This is a genomic window from Rhodococcus sp. p52 (assembly GCF_000763325.2).
Taxonomy (GTDB): domain Bacteria; phylum Actinomycetota; class Actinomycetes; order Mycobacteriales; family Mycobacteriaceae; genus Rhodococcus; species Rhodococcus pyridinivorans.
This window is the reverse complement of sequence record NZ_CP016819.1, coordinates 4,825,931-4,841,667: the sequence shown is the minus strand read 5'-3', so window position 1 is coordinate 4,841,667 and position 15,737 is coordinate 4,825,931. Positions and strand designations below refer to the sequence as shown.

General features: G+C 69.9%; 15 protein-coding genes. 7 read left to right on the top strand and 8 right to left on the bottom strand.

The features are described from left to right. Nucleotides 1–68: 68 nt before the first annotated feature. Nucleotides 69–1,217: a serine/threonine-protein kinase gene (locus IM25_RS22510; protein WP_019288573.1), complete on the bottom strand. Its 1,149-nt coding sequence runs from the start codon at nt 1,215–1,217 to the stop codon at nt 69–71. A 274-nt stretch (nt 1,218–1,491) separates the two neighbouring features. On the opposite strand from IM25_RS22510, the gene IM25_RS22505 reads away from it, so the two are divergent. Genes IM25_RS22505 through IM25_RS22490 form a run of 4 tightly spaced genes read left to right on the top strand, consistent with a single transcriptional unit; the run spans nt 1,492 to nt 5,560 of the window. Beyond that, nucleotides 1,492–2,253: a hypothetical protein gene (locus IM25_RS22505; RefSeq protein WP_033097055.1), complete on the top strand. Its 762-nt coding sequence runs from the start codon at nt 1,492–1,494 to the stop codon at nt 2,251–2,253. Then, nucleotides 2,250–3,830, top strand: coding sequence for a DNA polymerase Y family protein (locus IM25_RS22500; protein WP_033097056.1), 1,581 nt, complete (start codon nt 2,250–2,252; stop codon nt 3,828–3,830). Before IM25_RS22505 ends, IM25_RS22500 begins: the two co-directional genes overlap by 4 nt. Before the next feature lie 15 nt (nt 3,831–3,845). Continuing rightward, nucleotides 3,846–4,634, top strand: a complete 789-nt coding sequence (locus tag IM25_RS22495; protein WP_006550089.1) for an alpha/beta fold hydrolase — start codon at nt 3,846–3,848, stop codon at nt 4,632–4,634. 11 nt (nt 4,635–4,645) lie between these two features. Next, entirely contained in the window at nt 4,646–5,560 is a 915-nt protein-coding gene (locus IM25_RS22490; RefSeq protein ID WP_006550090.1) for an exodeoxyribonuclease III, read from the top strand. Between the two features lie 49 nt (nt 5,561–5,609). On the opposite strand, the gene IM25_RS22485 is transcribed toward IM25_RS22490, so the two are convergent. Next, nucleotides 5,610–6,716: an alcohol dehydrogenase catalytic domain-containing protein gene (locus IM25_RS22485; RefSeq protein ID WP_033097057.1), complete on the bottom strand. Its 1,107-nt coding sequence runs from the start codon at nt 6,714–6,716 to the stop codon at nt 5,610–5,612. Between the two features lie 50 nt (nt 6,717–6,766). Here IM25_RS22485 and IM25_RS22480 point away from each other — a divergent pair, with 50 nt between their 5' ends. After that, nucleotides 6,767–7,291: a hypothetical protein gene (locus IM25_RS22480; protein WP_019288568.1), complete on the top strand. Its 525-nt coding sequence runs from the start codon at nt 6,767–6,769 to the stop codon at nt 7,289–7,291. A gap of 55 nt (nt 7,292–7,346) precedes the next feature. Next, the gene (locus IM25_RS22475; RefSeq protein ID WP_019288567.1) at nt 7,347–8,225 is read left to right on the top strand and encodes a sucrase ferredoxin; all 879 of its coding nucleotides are present in this window, start codon (nt 7,347–7,349) and stop codon (nt 8,223–8,225) included. Nucleotides 8,226–8,280: 55 nt separating this feature from the next. Here IM25_RS22475 and IM25_RS22470 read toward each other — a convergent pair whose 3' ends face one another. From IM25_RS22470 to IM25_RS22455, 4 genes are all read right to left on the bottom strand, one after another. Next, nucleotides 8,281–10,404 carry an MMPL family transporter gene (locus IM25_RS22470; RefSeq protein ID WP_006550094.1) on the bottom strand — a complete coding sequence of 708 codons (2,124 nt, stop codon included), beginning with the start codon at nt 10,402–10,404 and terminating at the stop codon, nt 8,281–8,283. A 285-nt stretch (nt 10,405–10,689) separates the two neighbouring features. Further along, the gene (locus IM25_RS22465) at nt 10,690–12,219 is read right to left on the bottom strand and encodes a multicopper oxidase family protein (RefSeq protein ID WP_006550095.1); all 1,530 of its coding nucleotides are present in this window, start codon (nt 12,217–12,219) and stop codon (nt 10,690–10,692) included. 74 nt (nt 12,220–12,293) lie between these two features. Beyond that, nucleotides 12,294–13,433, bottom strand: a complete 1,140-nt coding sequence (locus IM25_RS22460; protein WP_006550096.1) for an RNA polymerase sigma factor — start codon at nt 13,431–13,433, stop codon at nt 12,294–12,296. 2 nt (nt 13,434–13,435) lie between these two features. Then, nucleotides 13,436–13,843, bottom strand: a complete 408-nt coding sequence (locus IM25_RS22455; RefSeq protein ID WP_006550097.1) for a YciI family protein — start codon at nt 13,841–13,843, stop codon at nt 13,436–13,438. Nucleotides 13,844–13,955: 112 nt separating this feature from the next. On the opposite strand from IM25_RS22455, the gene IM25_RS22450 reads away from it, so the two are divergent. After that, a complete protein-coding gene (locus tag IM25_RS22450; protein WP_006550098.1) occupies nt 13,956–14,861 on the top strand; it encodes a D-isomer specific 2-hydroxyacid dehydrogenase family protein in 906 nt (301 codons plus the stop codon). Here the strand turns inward: IM25_RS22450 and IM25_RS22445 are convergent. Next, the gene (locus IM25_RS22445; protein ID WP_006550100.1) at nt 14,855–15,187 is read right to left on the bottom strand and encodes an ArsR/SmtB family transcription factor; all 333 of its coding nucleotides are present in this window, start codon (nt 15,185–15,187) and stop codon (nt 14,855–14,857) included. The genes IM25_RS22450 and IM25_RS22445 overlap by 7 nt on opposite strands. Next, complete coding sequence (locus tag IM25_RS22440) at nt 15,174–15,632, bottom strand: SRPBCC domain-containing protein (RefSeq protein ID WP_033097058.1); 459 nt, start codon at nt 15,630–15,632, stop codon at nt 15,174–15,176. The genes IM25_RS22445 and IM25_RS22440 overlap by 14 nt, the downstream gene beginning before the upstream one ends. Nucleotides 15,633–15,737: the final 105 nt, after the last annotated feature.

The following is a 15,737-nucleotide window of genomic DNA, read 5'->3' as shown; positions in this document are numbered from 1 at the left end:
GCCGGCGGCGTGCAGTTCTCGTCGCTCGCGAGCGAAATCATCGACGAGGACTGCGCAGCCGGCGCAGATCAGACGACCAGCGCGATGATGACGGCGACGAGCAACGCCACCAGGATCACCGCGATCATCGCCGCCATCGCCAGGGGTGCATAGGCGACGATGCGGTCCTGCGGATTGTCGGGCACGGGGCCCTTCGGGAGCAGGCGGTCGAGCAGATCCGCCGGGGCGAAACCCTTCGCCGACTTCTTCGGACCACCGGTGGCCTGCGTCGCGGCACCGAGGGGGCGGTCGACGAAGGAACCACGGGGGCGTGCGGGTTCGGCGAAGTGCGCGGAACGCTGTGCCCACGACGGGATCGTGCCGTCCTCGTTCTGGATGGGACGGCCGCGCAGGGCCGCCGCCGATCCGCTCGGTCCGAGGACCACGCGGGCGAGGAGATCGCGCGCCTGCGCCATCGTCGGGCGTCGCGCCGGATCGGGCTGGAGCATCTCGAGCAGGGGCTCGGTGAGCGGACCGGTGTGCGTGGGCATGATGATCTCCGCCCGCGCGACCCGGTGCAGCAACGCGATCGAGTCGGTCTCGAAGCCGAAGGGCGGTTGCCCCTCCACCGCGGTGTAGAGGGTGGCGCCGAGCGAGAAGACGTCGCTGGCCTCGGTGGGATCGTTGCCGCGCGCGACCTCGGGTGCGAAATAGGCGGGGGTGCCGATGATCACGCCGTCGGGGTCGTTGTCGCCCTTCGCGCGAGCGATGCCGAAGTCGCTGATCTTCACGATGCCGGCGTCGCGGCCGCGTTCAGCGATGAGGATGTTGCCGGGCTTGACGTCGCGGTGGACGATCCCGGCGGCGTGCGCGGCGGTGAGGGCGTCGGCGACGTTCGCGCCGATCTGCGCCACCACGTACGGCGGGAGAGTGTCGACGACGTTCATCACCTGCGCCAGGCTGCGGGACGGCAAGTGCTCCATGACGAGCCACGGTTCGCCGTAGTGCAGAGCCATGTCGTACATCGAGATGGCGTGCTCGTGGGCGAGTTGGGCGGCGGCCCGGCCCTCTCGGAGCGCGCGGCGGCGAAGATCCTCGGCCTCGTCGGGATCGAGGTCTGCGGTGGAGATCACCTGCTTGACGGCGACGTCGCGGCCCAGACGGTTGTCGCGGGCGAGCCAGACGGCACCCATGCCGCCACCGCCGAGCTTGGAGTCGAGCCGATATCGACCGGCCACCAAGTGATCCGGTCCTACGGCCCGTCCTGCCCATGCCTGCTCCGCCACTCGATCGAGAGTAGTCGATCGGAGGTGTTCGCCCCGGCCGAAAAACGTGTGAGCTGCACGGTAGTCACCGTCGGGGGCGGTGCTCCCGGCTTGACGGGAAGGATTCGGGTCGGTTCTACTTGATGGGGATCGAAAGTATGTTCGAATAGAGTGCGAGCCGGGCCACGACTTCCCCGTGGTCGGCCGGTCGTGTGTGTCAGGCGGCAGGCGGATGACAGGGGTGACAGTGGGCGAGGTGGCCGAATTTCCGGTGGACGACGAGGAAGCGGGTCGCGCGGAGCGGATCGAAGCGTTGCGACGTCGGATCGCGGCAGTGCCGGCGCGGGGCGAGGTCCAGTCCGTCGCGCGAGGCCGGGTCGAGGCCCCCTCCGACCGCATCCTGCCCGTCCCGGCTCCGCTCGCGGAACTGTTGCCCCAGGGCGGATTGGTGCGTGGCAGCGTCGTCTCGGTCTCGGGGGCCACCTCCCTTCTCCTCGGGATGCTCGCGTCCGTGACTGCCTCGGGCGGATACGCCGCCGTGATCGGTCAGCGCCGGCTGGGTCTGCTCGCCGCCGCGGAGATGGGAGCCCGTCTGCACCGGTTGGCTGTGATCCCCGATCCCGGACCGGATCCCGTGGAGATCGCCGCGGTGCTGCTCGACGGGATCGACCTGGTGGTGTTGGGGCTCGGTGGGGCATCGGTGCCGCCGTCCCGCGCTCGTGCGGTCGCCGCCCGGGCGCGGAGCAAGCAGTCCGTCCTCGTGGTCACGGACGGTCGCTGGGAGGGTGCACACGTGCGACTGGAGGCGCGGGTCGACGGTTATCGGGGTGTGGACGGTCCCGGCCGGGACCGGCTGTGCGCGACCCGCTTGTCGGTCCGGGCGCACGGGCGTGCGTTTCCTCCGCGCGCCACCCGCGTGGAGGTGTGCGCCGGCCGCAGTGCCGTCGAATGGGTGAGTGAGGAGCGAAATCGGCTGGAGGACGGGCATTTCCGTAAAGCGGTCCGGTGAACGACTCGTCCTCTCGACGGGCGCCCGCGCGGGTCGTGGCCCTCTGGTGCCCCGACTGGCCCGCCGTCGCCGCCGCCACCGCCGCGGAGTTGCCCGCGACCGTCCCGGTGGCGGTGGTCTCGGCGAATCGTGTCGTCGCCTGCTCGGCCTCGGCGCGGGCCGCGGGTGTCCGGCGCGGCCTGAGACGACGTGAGGCGCAGGCACGCTGCCCGGAACTGCATGTGGCCCGCTCGGATCCCGACCTGGAAGCGCGGACGTTCGAGGCGGTGGTGGCCGCAATCGATGCGGTGGCCCCGGGCGTGGAGGTGCTGCGCCCGGGGCTGGTGGTCCTCGCCGCGCGCGGTGCAGTCCGGTGGTTCGGTTCGGAGGAGGCCGCCGCGGAGGCCCTGATCGACGCGGTCGCGGCGACCGGCGTGGAATGCCAGGTCGGTGTCGCCGACGAGTTGTCCACAGCGGTCCTCGCCGCGCGCCGGAACGCGCTGGTCCCGACGGGGAGGGGCGCCGAGTTCCTGGCGCCGCTGCCGGTCTCGTATCTCGCGGTGGAACCGGCGCTGGCGGCTCCTCGGCGGGCCGACACGGTGGATCTGTTGCGCCGTCTCGGTATCCGCACCATCGGAGCGTTCGCCGCGTTGTCCCCGATCGATGTTGCGTCACGCTTCGACGCGGACGTCGTCGCTGCGCACCGGAGCGCACGGGGCCTGCCGGAACGTCCCCCGTCGGGGCGGCCGATCCCTCCGGACCTGACGGTCGAGCAGCCCTGCGACCCGCCGGTGGAGCGGGTCGACGCCGCGGCCTTCGCCGGTCGCGCACTGGCCGAACTGCTCCACACCAGGCTCGCGGCAGCAGGAGTCGCATGCACGCGACTGCTCGTGACGGCACGCACCGGGGCCGGGGAGGAACTCGCGCGCACCTGGCGCTGCGCCGAGCCGCTCACCCCCGAGGGTACGGCCGATCGTGTGCGATGGCAGCTCGACGGATGGCTCACCGGCCGCAACACGAACCGGCCCACGGCGGGAATCGTGCTGCTACGTCTCGAACCGGTCGAGGTCGTGGCCGCCGGCGCGCTGCAGCTCGGGCTCTGGGGCGGTGTCGGCGACGAGGACGAACGCGCACGTCGGGCGCTCGTCCGAGTGCAGGGCCTGCTCGGTGGGGACGCCGTCCGGATCGGAGTGCTCGGCGGCGGCCGGGGACCCACCGAACGGATCGTCCTCGTGCCCGTCGGCGACGAGGCGATACCGCACTCCGACCCGGACGCACCGTGGCCGGGCCGGCTCCCGCCCCCGGCTCCCGCGCTGGTGTTGCACACACCTCCCGCGATCCGGCTGGACGACGACGTGGGGAATCCGGTCTCGGTGACCGAGCGCGGACTGCTCAGCGGGTCACCTGCTCGGCTGCGATGGGGAAGTCGCAGCTGGACGGTGATCGGATGGGCCGGTCCGTGGCCGGTGGACGAGTACTGGTGGGATCCGGCCGCCGCCCGGTGCGCCGCCCGTCTGCAGGTGCTGCTCGAGGAATCACGGGCCCTGCTGGTGTTCTTCGGCGCCGACGGCTGGCGGGTGGAGGGCGTCTACGACTGAGTAGGCTCGAGCATCATGAGATCTCCGGTCCTCACCGTCGCGCCGAACGGGGTCGCCCTGGCGTATCGCGAATACGCTGCGTCCCGCGAATCCGCGGGGTCCGCCGCCCGTTCCGTGCCCGTACTGCTGGTGCACGGGATGGGGGGTGACGGGCGCACATGGACCCGGTTCGCCGGAAACCTGGTGAAGGCGGGCCGACGGGTGATCACCGTCGACCTGCGCGGGCACGGACGCAGCGGCCGGGCCCCCTCGTACCGTTTCGACGAGTTCGCCGCCGACGTCGCCGGCCTGTGCGCCCACCTCGGTGTCGAGGCCGTCGATCTCGTCGGGCACTCGCTCGGCGGTCATGTGGGATCGCTGGTCGCGCAACAGAATCCCGGCCTCGTCCGGCGACTTGTCCTCGAGGAGACACCTCTGCCGTTGCGGGAGGGGGATCCGGTTCCGGAGGTGCCGGCCCACCGCCCGACTCCCGCGGAGTTATGGCACGCCGCGACCAGCATGGCGCTCAACCCGCGCGCGGTCACCGCCTTCGACCGCTCGATGACGCCGTCGGTCGTCGCCCAGTTCCACACGCCGAATCCGGTGTGGTGGAAGCATCTTCCGTCCCTCGACGCTCCGACCCTGCTGTTGCGCGGAGCGCGCCGCGGCAGCATGGTCGACCCGCGCCTGTTGACGGCGGCAGTCGACGCGCTGCCTTCGGCCTCAGTGCGGGAGATCGGCTGCGGGCACAGCATCCACCGCGACCGTGCCCGCGATTTCGCAGCGGCCGTCGTCCCGTTCCTCACGGATCGAACGGTTGCCTAGACTGGACGATCGTGCGCATCGCGACCTTCAACATCAACGGAATCCGCGCCGCACAGCGCCGCGGATTCGAGGACTGGTTGCGTGAGCGCAACCCCGACGTGGTGGCCCTGCAGGAGGTACGCGCCCCGGCGGCTGCGATCCCGCAGGGAGTCTTCGGCAAGTACCACCTCGCCTACGACGAGGGCACCCTTCCCGGCCGCAACGGCGTCGGAATCCTGACCCTGCACGAACCTGCCGCCGTGCGCACCTGGAGCGGCACCGCACTGCTGCGACTTCCCGGTGAGGAACACGTCGACCGGATCGAGTTCGATCGGGGAGCGCTGGCACGCGGACTGTCCGAATTCGCCCACGAGGGGCGGTACGTCGAGGTGGATCTCGCCGACGCACCGATCACCGTGGCGTCGCTGTACCTGCCGAAGGGCGGGCTCCCGGCGCACCTCCAGAAGCCCGGGCGCATGCGCGACGAACCGGACGGTGGGATGCGCTACCAACGCAAGATGCGGTTCCTGTCGGCCTTCGCCCGGCAGCTGACCCGTAGCCGACTCGCGGCGCGCGCCCAGGGGCGGGAGTTCCTGATCATGGGTGATTTCAACGTCGCCCACACGCGCTACGACGTGCGCAACTGGCGGCGTCGCGGGCAGGCCGAGGGCTTCCTGCCCGAGGAACGCGCCTGGTTCGATTCACTGTTGTCGCCGCGCACGCTCGTCGACGTCGTCCGCCGGCATCATCCCGAGGTCGACGGTCCCTACTCGTGGTGGTCGTGGCTGGGGGAGTCGTTCGCCTCCGATTCCGGGTGGCGGATCGACTACCACCTCGCCACGCCGCGACTGGCCCGGACCGCGATCTCCGCAGGGACCGACCGCGATCCGGCGCCGGACCGGAGGATCAGCGATCACGCGCCGGTCGTCGTGGACTACGACATCTGAGTGACTGTCGTGGACTACGACGTCTGAGCTTGATATGTAGGGCTCGTGGTCAGTCCATGGTGAGGATCTGACGGAGGGCGGTTCCGTCGGCCAGGGCGTCCATCGCCTCGTTGATCCGACCCAGCGGCAGACGGTCGGTGACGAGTCGCTCGACCGGCAGTCGCCCCTCGCGCCACATGTCCACGAAGCGGGGGATGTCGCGGGCCGGGACGGCGGATCCGAGGTAGCTGCCCACCAGTGAGCGGCCCTCGCCGACGAGAGCGGTGGGCGAGATCTCGAGCCGGGCGTCGGGGGCGGGCAGGCCGACAGTGATCGTAGTGCCTCCCGGTCCGGTGAGCGCGACCGCCGTGGCGAGCGCGGGCACGCTCCCCGCGGCCTCGATGACCAGCCGCGCCTTCACGCCCTGTTCGACGGCCTCGTCCGGTGAGAGGACGCGTTCGGCTCCCAGCGACCGGGCCGTATCGCGCTTGTCCGGGGAGGTGTCGACGGCGATCACGGTGACGTCGTCGTGGGCCAGCGCCACGAGCAGCGCGGCCATCCCCACTCCGCCGAGACCGATGACGACCAGCGTGTCCCCGGCCTGAGGACGAGCAGTATTGACGACCGCACCGCCACCGGTCAGCACGGCGCAACCCATCAGCGCGGCGACCTCGGCGGGGACGTCGTCGCCGACACCGACGAGCGACCGCGTGTCGACGACGGCGTGGGTCGCGAAGGCCGATGCTCCCAGATGGTGGTGGACGTCGTTCCCGTCGCGGTGCAGCCGCCGGGCGCCCGACAGCAGGGTTCCCGCCGCGTTCGCGGCCGATCCCGGGATGCAGGGACGGATGCCGTTGCTCGCGCAGCCCTCGCACTCACCGCAGCGGGGCATGAAGGTCATGACGACCCGCTCGCCGACGGAGAATCCGGTGGTGTCGTCGCCGAGTTCGACGATGCGTCCGGCCGCTTCGTGCCCGAGCAGCATGGGAACCGGACGAGGCCGGTTGCCGTCGACCACGGACAGATCGGAGTGGCACACACCGGCGCATTCGATCTCGACCAGCGCCTCACCCGGGCCCGGTGGGTCGAGTTCGAGAAGGTCCACGCTGAGCGGGGTGGACTTTTCGTACCGCCGTCGACGTCCGATCTCCTCCAGGACTGCTCCGGTGATCTGCACGAGTCTCCCTTCCGTAGAGTCGCGGATTCTCCGCCTCTAGCATCACGAGCATGACACTCACCCGGGCCGACCGCTTCCTCATCGGTGCTACCGCAGTCTTCCTCGTGTCCCAGGCGAACATCGGTCGGGTTCTCGGCTCCACGGCCCCGACGGTGGGCACCCTCCAGACCACCTTCTCGGCCGCGAAGTACCGAAAGATCCTCGACAATCTCGGTCCTGAGGAGATCGAGCGCTACCGGCAGCACTACTACTGGGACATGGTCCATCCGGCGACCTTCGCGATCGCATTGCGGGCCGGTGCACGATCGCTCGACGAACACCGCCCGCTGTTGCCGAGCACGCGTCGGATCCTGATGGCGGCGCCCGTCGTCGCCGCGGCGGGGGACTACGTCGAGAACGCCGTCGGCCTGTACCTGCTGGATCACCGCACCCGGATCGACGATCGGACGGTCCGGGCTGCCTCGACCGTCAGCGTCACCAAGTGGGTGCTGGCGCTGGGCAGTTTCGCGTACCTGTCGCAGGGATTCCTGCGGATGTGGGGCGGTGCGGCACAGCGGGTTCTTCGCCGCGGCTGACCGGTCACTGCGGGGTGCTGGGCCGTCACGAGGGTGTCCGGGCCACAATGTCCGCGTGACCACCATCTCCGCCCCCACCTGTTCCGCACTGTCCGCACTCGACGAGCCGCTGCCCGGTACGGCGGCCACCGCGCCCGGCTACGTGTGCCTCGAGGTGCCGACGGGCTGGGGCCGCGACGTGCTCGACGGCACCGCCCTCGGCGCCGAGTTGTCGGACGAATTGTCCGCCCGGGCGAAGGTCGCGGACGTGCGGATCCTGTTCATCCGGAGACCCGGCCGCGACGTGGTGCGGGAGACCCGGACCGTCCTGCTGGCCCGCACCGAACCGGAGAACACCTGGTGCGAGCGGCTCGAGATCACCGAGCCGGCGGAGCTGCTCGACATCGTCCCCCGTGTGGTCGCAGGTCCGGCCCCCGGTTTCGGCACGGCCGTGCAGGACCCGATCGCCCTGGTGTGCGCTCACGGAAAGCGGGACCGGTGCTGCGCTGTGCTGGGGCGCCCGATCGCGGCCGCTCTGACCGCCGAGTTCGGGCAGGACGTGTGGGAGTGCTCGCACACCGGCGGACACCGTTTCGCGCCGTCGATGATCATGCTGCCCACCGGTTACACCTACGGGCGGCTCGACGAGGACGACAGTCTCGCCGCCGTCCGCGACGCCGGGAAGGGCAAGGTCCACGCGGCCGGTCTGCGGGGTCGCAGCACCTGGGGTGCGGCCGGGCAGGCCGCCGAGATCGCGGTGCGCGAGGCGATCGACGAGTTCGCGATCGACGCCGTGACGGTCGAGGACGGGGACGAGCCGATCGTGCGTCATCGCGACGGCCGGGCATGGCAGGTCGGGGTGGAGACCTCGGAACTACCGGCCCGGCCGGCGAGCTGCGGTGCCGCGGCCAAGCCGGCGCGTCCCGTCGTCGCGACGACGATCACGCCGCTGTAGCGACCCCCCGACCACCCGGCCGCTCTGCGGTTCAGTGATCCCGCCGCTCTGCGGTCTAGTGACCCAGTCCGACCTTCGCGTGCACGCGCTTCATCCACGCCGGTGCCCACCAGTTGGCCTCGCCCATGAGCTTGACCAGTGACGGCACGAGCAGCATGCGCACGATCGTTGCGTCGATGATCAGCGCGACGATCATGCCGACGCCGAGGAACCGCATGATCGACAGGCCGGAGATGGTGAAGGCCCCGGTGACCACGATCAGCAGCAGTGCAGCGGCGGTGACGACACGTCCGGTGCGGGCAATGCCGTACTCGACGGCTTCTACCGTCGTCGCTCCGGCCGCGCGGGCCTCCATCATGCGCGACATGAGGAACACCTCGTAGTCGGTCGACAGGCCGAACACCACGGCGAGGATGAGGACGACGAAGGTCGGCTCCATCGCCGCGGGAACGACGTGCAGCCACGAAGCACCGTGGCCCAGCTGGAACACCCAGGTCAGCACGCCGAAGGTCGCGGCGAGACTCAGTGCCGCCATGAGCACCGCCTTGATCGGCAGTGCCACCGACCCGAATGCCAGGAACAGCAGCACCAGGGTCGAGAGCACCATGATCGTGATCATCCAGGGGAGCGAATCCGAGACGGCCTGGTTGGCGTCGTCGACGAGAGCCCGGCCGCCGCCGACGAGCAGGTCGGTGCCGTCCGGCACGTCCAGGGCGCGCAGTTCGCCGGTGATCTCGCTCGCCCGTGCGGTGCCGTCCACGCCCTGAGCGTAGAGGCCTTGCAGGACCACCACGTCGGACTCCTGCCCGACGATGACGGTCTGCGAGATGCCGTCGACCTTGGCGACCTCGGTGGACACCGTGCGCACGGCAGTGCTGTCCGGGGCCTGTCCGTTCTCACCACGCAGGACGAGCGTGGCGCCGTTGCCGGTGCTCGGGAACTCGTCGAGCAAGGTCTGGGTGGCTGCGCGGGCCTGGCTGTCCTCGGGCAGGGCGGTGTATTCGATCTCCCCGAACCGTGCTTCGAACAGGGGCGACGCGAGTACGAGGAGACCGCCGGTGATCACCACCGCGATCAGGGCGGGACGGCGCACGACCTTGCGGACGACCCCACCCCAGAAACGACGTGCCCGCGCTTCGGCGCGGGTGGAGGTCTCACGGTCCCAGGTCCACGCGTTGATGCGGTGGCCGAGCATCGTCAGCAGGGCGGGAACCGCGGTCAGCGACAGGACGGCGGCACCGAGGACGGCGGCCATGGCACCGAGGCCGAGCGACCGCAGCACCGTCTGCGGGAAGACGAGCATGCCCGCGAACGCGCAGATCAGCAGGGCAGCGGAGAACATCACGGTGTGACCGGCGGTGGACATCGTCCGCTTGACCGCCGAGGTGACGTCCGAACCGGCCGCGAGTTCCTCGCGGTAGCGGCTGACGATGAACAGGCCGTAGTCGATCGCCAGGCCCAGACCGATCAGCGACGTGATGTTCAGCGCGTACGACGACACCTCGGTGAAATTCGACAGCAGGCGCAGGGTGGCGAGGGACGAGAAGATCGCGAGCACACCCACGAAGACCGGGACCGCGGCGGCGATCACCCCGCCGAAGATGAACACCAGCAGCACCAGCGTGATGGGCACCGCGATGAGCTCGGACCGGACGAGATCGCTCTCCAGGGTGTCGGTGAACTCGATCGCGACCACGGTGTTGCCGGCGAACTGCGATTCCACGCCGGGCACCTCGAGCAGGTCGAGGGCTTCGGGGAAGCTCGCGGCCGTGAGCCCGGAGTTCGCGCCGAGCGTGATCGAGGCAGCCACGCTGCGTTGGTCGGTCGACAGCAGCAGTTGGTTCATCGGCGGCGGAGCGGTCCAGTAGGTCTGGATCGACTCGGCGGGGACGGCGTCCTGGAACTCGGCGAGGGTTCTTTCGATGTCGGGACGGATGTCGTCGACCGTGCGTCCCTCGGGTGCGGTGTAGAGCGCGATGATGTCCGCGGCCTGCGACCCGAAGTTCTCGTAGATGATCTGCTCGACCTCGACGGCCTCGCTGTTCGGGTCGTAGTAGCCCGTGCCGGTCAGCTTGCCGAAGATCCCGACGCCCCAGGCGCCGGCGAAGAGCACGACGAGCAGCACGATCGCCAGTACCCATCGGCTCCTGGTGACGACGATCTCGGCCCAGCGACTCATGCCCACTCCCGGTTCCGCTGACGATTGTGACGATCGGCAACTGTACTGGCGTGGAGTGGGAGGGCTTTACCCTGCTCGGCCGGAACGGGCACGAGATCAGGGGAGGAAGAAGGTGGACCGACGCGCCGGATGCCTCACGGCACGGTGCGCAACGTGGCTCCAGCCGGACGGTATTCCACGAAGGCGGTTTCTCATTGGCTCCGGGGCGTACGCGACGCGCCGATCCACACTCCTCAACAGGGGTGGGCGGGGATCCATTCCCCGCCCTGCCGGACGTGACCGGGTTCACCCGCCGTCGTGGGCATGGTGGGCCGTGCCGGCCACCTGCGTCACCTCGTGCACCTCGTCGGCGCCGACCACCACGAACTGCCCCATCATCCCGGCGTCCTCGTGTTTGAGCAGGTGACAGTGGTACATGTACGGCATCGCCGGATCGGTGTGGCTACCGAACGGAACGAGCAGCCGCACCGTCGCCGCCGGCGGGATGAAGACGGTGTCCTTGCGCCCCGCCAGGGACGGATGGTCGGGACTCATCCCGGTCATGCCGAGGATCTCGAACTGCACGTCGTGGATGTGGAAGTTGTGGATCGTGCCGCTGGCGTTGGTCACCTCCCACAGTTCCGTGGTGCCGGCGACGATCACCTCGTCGATCCGGCTCATGTCCATCTCGCGATCGTTGATGGTCGTCGACGACGTCAGGTCGATGCGGCGGGTGTTGCTCGGCTCCCCGAGCTCCGGGAGGGTCGTCAGCTTCTCCGGGATCGCGGCCGACGACCCGAGCACGGGTGCCGTCCGCAGTTCGAGGACGTCCAGGCGATCGTCACCACCGGAGAAGCGGTCCTGGAAGAAGCCGGCCTTCAGCTCGGGTGGGGTGCTGCGCAGCACGTGGCTCGAACCTGCTTCCGGCCGGACGACGATCTCGGCGCGCTCACCCGGCGACAGCTGGAGGCTGCGGACGGCCTGCGGTTCCTCGAGCAGACCGCCGTCGCTGCCGACGACGAGGAACGGCATCCCGGTGTCGAACGAGAAGTTGTAGACGCGCGCGTTCGACGCGTTGAGCACCCGGAGCCGGACCGTCTCGGTGCCGACGTCCAGGAACGGTCGCGGTGTGCCGTTGACGAGGATCTCGTCGCCGAGCGTCCCGACGTCGGCGAAGATCGCGTTGCTGTCGTCGAGCTGATCGCCCTCGAACTTCCGGTCCTGGACGATGAGGGGGATGTCGTCGACCCCGTAGTCGTGGGGGAGCGGCGACGTGCCGGGTTCGTCGATCAGGAACATGCCCGCGACACCCCGGTACACGTGCGCGGCGGTGGAACCGTGCAGGTGCGGGTGGTACCAGAGGGTCGCGGCCGGCTGATCGACGGTCCAGTACGGCGACCATGTCGTTCCCGGCTCGATCGGCTGGTGCGGTCCGCCGTCCATCGCCGCGGGCAGGTGCATGCCGTGCCAGTGCATCGTGCTCGTCTCGTCGAGTTCGTTCGTGACGTTCACGCGCACGTTCTCACCCCGCACGGCGCGGAGGGTGGGCCCGAGATAGCTGCCGTTCACTCCCCACGTCCGGGTGTCGGGGCCGTGCCCGAGGTCGGTCGTGCCGCGCTGCATGGTCAGGTCGAACACGCGTGTGCCGTCGGCGTCGACGGTGCCCGACTCGACGGGAGGGATGCGCAGGGCGGTGTCGAAGTCGACGCGTCCGGTGGTGTCGATCGCGCGCGTGGTCCACGCGTGGACGGCCAGGCCACCGATGACCGCCACGAACGCGAGGAAGAGCACGAAGGGTATGGCGAGCAGACGCACCAGGAGTTTCACGACATCCATGCTCGTTCTCCCGCACTCTCGGCACATCCGGCGTGGCACCGGATTTCATGGTGGGGGAGAACCCTGAGCGACCCTCAGGAAACGCTGTGCAGGCGCGCCGCCTGCCGCACGAGATGGTCCCGCTCGGGGACGCTGGTCGCCAGGTGTGCGGCCTCCGTGTAGAGCCGGGCCGCCGTGGCCGTGTCGCCGGCGCGTTCGTGGAGATATGCCGCGGCCGCCGTGTACCGAGGCAAGCCGGGGTCGAGTTCGGCCAGCGCCGCGAGACCGGCCTGCGGTCCGTCCGCCTCACCGACCGCGACGGCGCGGTTGAGGCGGGCCACCGGGTTGTCGGTGAACCGCAGGAGCTCGTCGTACCACTCGACGATCTGCACCCAGTCGGTCTCCTCCGCAGTGCGTGCGTCGGCGTGAAGGGCGGCGACGGCGGCCTGTGCCTGGAACTCGCCGAGCCTGTCGCGGGCGAGTGCGGCCTGCAGGATCTCCACGCCCTCCGCGATCATGCGCGTGTCCCACAGGCTGCGGTCCTGTTCGGCGAGGGGGACGAGACTGCCGTCCGGCCGGATGCGCGCCGCTCGCCGGGCGTGGTGGAGCAGCATCAACGCGAGCAGACCCGACACCTCGGGGTGGTCGATCACCGCTGCCAGCCGGCGCGTGAGCCGGATGGCCTCGGTGGCCAGGTCGACGTCACCCGAATAACCCTCGTTGAACACGAGATAGAGCACCCGCAGCACCGTCGCGACATCGCCCGGCCGATCCAGCCGGACGTCCGCGATCGTGCGCTTGGCCCGGCTGATGCGTTGGGCCATCGTCGCTTCCGGGACGAGATAGGCCTGCGCGATCTGCCGGGTGGTCAACCCACCGACGGCCCGCAGGGTCAGCGCGACCGCCGACCCGGGCGTGAGCGACGGGTGGGCACACAGGAAGTACAACGCGAGGGTGTCGTCCACCGGTGTGCCCGGACCGGGCCGGGGCTCGGCGTCGACGAGGATCTCGCGGCGCCGGCGGGATGCGTCGGCGCGTACGGTGTCGAGGAATCTGCGCCACGCCACCGCGACCAGCCAGCCCTTCGGGTCGCGTGGCGGATCCTCCGGCCACACCCGCAGGGCTTCGACGAGCGCGTCCTGCACGGCATCCTCGGCCGCTGCGAAATCCGCTCCGCGGCGGACGAGGATGCCGATCACGGTGGGGACGAGCGTGCGCAGCAGAGCCTCGTCCACGTCTACTCCGTGACGGTCGGCGGCTCGGACATGAACGGGCGCACCTCGAGCCATTCGTGGATCGGCTTCCCGCCGGCTCCCGGCGCGGCCGACAGTTCGGCGGCCAACTCCAGTGCCCGGTCGTAGCTGTCGACGTCGATCACCATCCACCCGGCGATGAGATCCTTCGTCTCCGGGAACGGCCCGTCGGTGACCGGGGGACGTCCCTCACCGTCGTAACGGACGAAGGTGCCCTCCGGGGAGAGCGCCTGCGCGTCGACGAACTCGCCGGTGCTCTCGAGACGGGCGGCGAAATCCTGCATGTACCGGATGTGGGCCGACACCTCGTCCGGCTCCCACTGATCCATGGGTACGTCGTTCACCGCTGCCGGGGCGCCGCGGTAATGCTTGAGCAGCAGGTACTTGGCCATGATGTTCTCCTCCGTGCGGTACGGTCCATTGTGGCCGCGTTCGTGGAGGAGACGGAGCCGCTTCCGGATTCTCGACATCCCTCCGCGAGGGATTCGAGGTTAGGGTCGCGGCATGCGTATTCATCTCGGACCGGGCCACGACGAACACCTCGCCACCGCGATCGTCTCCGGCGGTGGAACCCTCTCCGAACTGGACGAGGCCGATGCCCTGGTGTGGGACGGCAGCGCCGAGGAGTTCCCGGATCTGCCCGACCGAGTCCGCTGGGTGCAGCTCACCTACGCGGGTATCGAACCGTTCTTCCGGGCGGGCGTGATCGACGACCGGCGGCTGTGGGCGAATGCGTCCGGTGTGTACGCCGACAACGTGGCCGAGTACGCGGTGGGAGCGCTGCTCGTGGGGTTGCGGCAGTTCCACGCCTCGGTTGCCGCGAAGCGGTGGACCAAGGACGTTCTCGACCCGCGGGTGCGGACCCTCCACGGCTCGACCGTGGCCATCGTCGGATGCGGCGGTATCGGCCGGGCGATGATCCCGCGCCTGCACGCCCTCGGCGCGTCCGTCGTCGCGGTCAATCGTTCGGGCCGTCCCGTCGACGGCGCGAAGGTCACGCTGCCGGCCGACCGCACGTCGGAGGTGTGGTCGATGGCCGATCACTTCGTCGTCGCCGCCCCCGCGACCGCCGAGACCGATCATCTCGTCGACGCCGCCGCGCTCGCGGCGATGCCCGGGTCGGCGTGGCTTGTGAACGTCGCGCGGGGCAACCTCGTCGACACCGACGCGCTGGTGAAGGCGCTCGGGGACGGTGCGATCGCCGGGGCGGTCCTCGACGTGACCGATCCCGAACCGTTGCCCGACGGTCATCCGCTGTGGGATCTCGACAACGCCGTGATCACACCGCACATCGCCAATACGCGCAGCCGGCTGACGCAGACGTTCGCGCCGACCCTCGAGGAGAACGTGCGCCGGTTCGCCGCGGGTGAGGAGTTGATCGCCCGGGTCGATCCGAACGCGGGTTACTGAGGCCGTTCGGCCGCCTTCTTGATCGCGGACAGGCGGCGGTCCCAGCCTGCCCCCACGGCGTCGATCGCACGCCCGACCGCGCTCAGCCGCGATCCGACGGCGGAGAAGCGGATCTCCCGTCCGGCGCGCTCGGAGGTCACGAGACCGCACCGTTCGAGCACCGCCAGATGCTTGGCGATGGCCTGACGGGAGACCGTGAACTCGGCCGCGAGCCCGGACGCCGACGCCGGGGATCGGCCCAGTCGCTGCAGGATGCGCCATCGGGTGTCGTCGGCCAGGGCCGCGAAAACGGGATGCAGGTCGGCGGAGAACTCAGCGTCGGGCAACGCTTCCGTCCTTCTCGAGATGGTGCTTGGCGATTTCCAGTTCGGCCGTCCAGCCGCGGGAGTTCTCCTCGAAGCGGGTGCGGCGTTCGCTCGCGTCGCCGGGCAGGGAGTCGAATCCGCTTTCCGTGACTCGTAATTCGGTCGTGCCGGTGTCGAGGGCGGTGAGCCGGAACTCGACGAGGGTGGACGGGCTGTCGGGATCGGTGTGGTCGGCGAGCCAGCGGAAGGCGGCGTAGTGCGGTTCGTCGAGGGTCACGGTGCGGAAGACGAAGGCGCCGTGGACCGGATCTTGCACGGTGGTGAGATCTCCGTCGTGTTCGATGCGGTGCTCGGTCCACTCGTTGTCGTTGATGTACCAGCCGGGTTCGGCCACGAGTGTCCATACCCGGTCCACAGGGGCGTCGATGGTGATGTCGCGTTCGATGCGGTCGAGTTCGTCGGTCATGACTGTCTCCTCCGATGGGAATGCAACTCCAGGGTTGCACCCCTATCGCCCATGGTGCAACCCCCTGGTTGCAGTCGATTGTGCAGTTCTCGTCGACATGCCTGG

What these genes read in the sequence shown, in the direction of transcription:
- IM25_RS22495 (WP_006550089.1), top strand. Translation starts at nt 3,846, where the DNA reads ATGAGATCTCCGGTCCTCACCGTCGCGCCGAACGGGGTCGCCCTGGCG.
- IM25_RS22440 (WP_033097058.1), bottom strand. Translation starts at nt 15,632, where the DNA reads ATGACCGACGAACTCGACCGCATCGAACGCGACATCACCATCGACGCC.
- IM25_RS22465 (WP_006550095.1), bottom strand. Translation starts at nt 12,219, where the DNA reads ATGGATGTCGTGAAACTCCTGGTGCGTCTGCTCGCCATACCCTTCGTG.
- IM25_RS22470 (WP_006550094.1), bottom strand. Translation starts at nt 10,404, where the DNA reads ATGAGTCGCTGGGCCGAGATCGTCGTCACCAGGAGCCGATGGGTACTG.
- IM25_RS22450 (WP_006550098.1), top strand. Translation starts at nt 13,956, where the DNA reads ATGCGTATTCATCTCGGACCGGGCCACGACGAACACCTCGCCACCGCG.
- IM25_RS22480 (WP_019288568.1), top strand. Translation starts at nt 6,767, where the DNA reads ATGACACTCACCCGGGCCGACCGCTTCCTCATCGGTGCTACCGCAGTC.
- IM25_RS22455 (WP_006550097.1), bottom strand. Translation starts at nt 13,843, where the DNA reads ATGGCCAAGTACCTGCTGCTCAAGCATTACCGCGGCGCCCCGGCAGCG.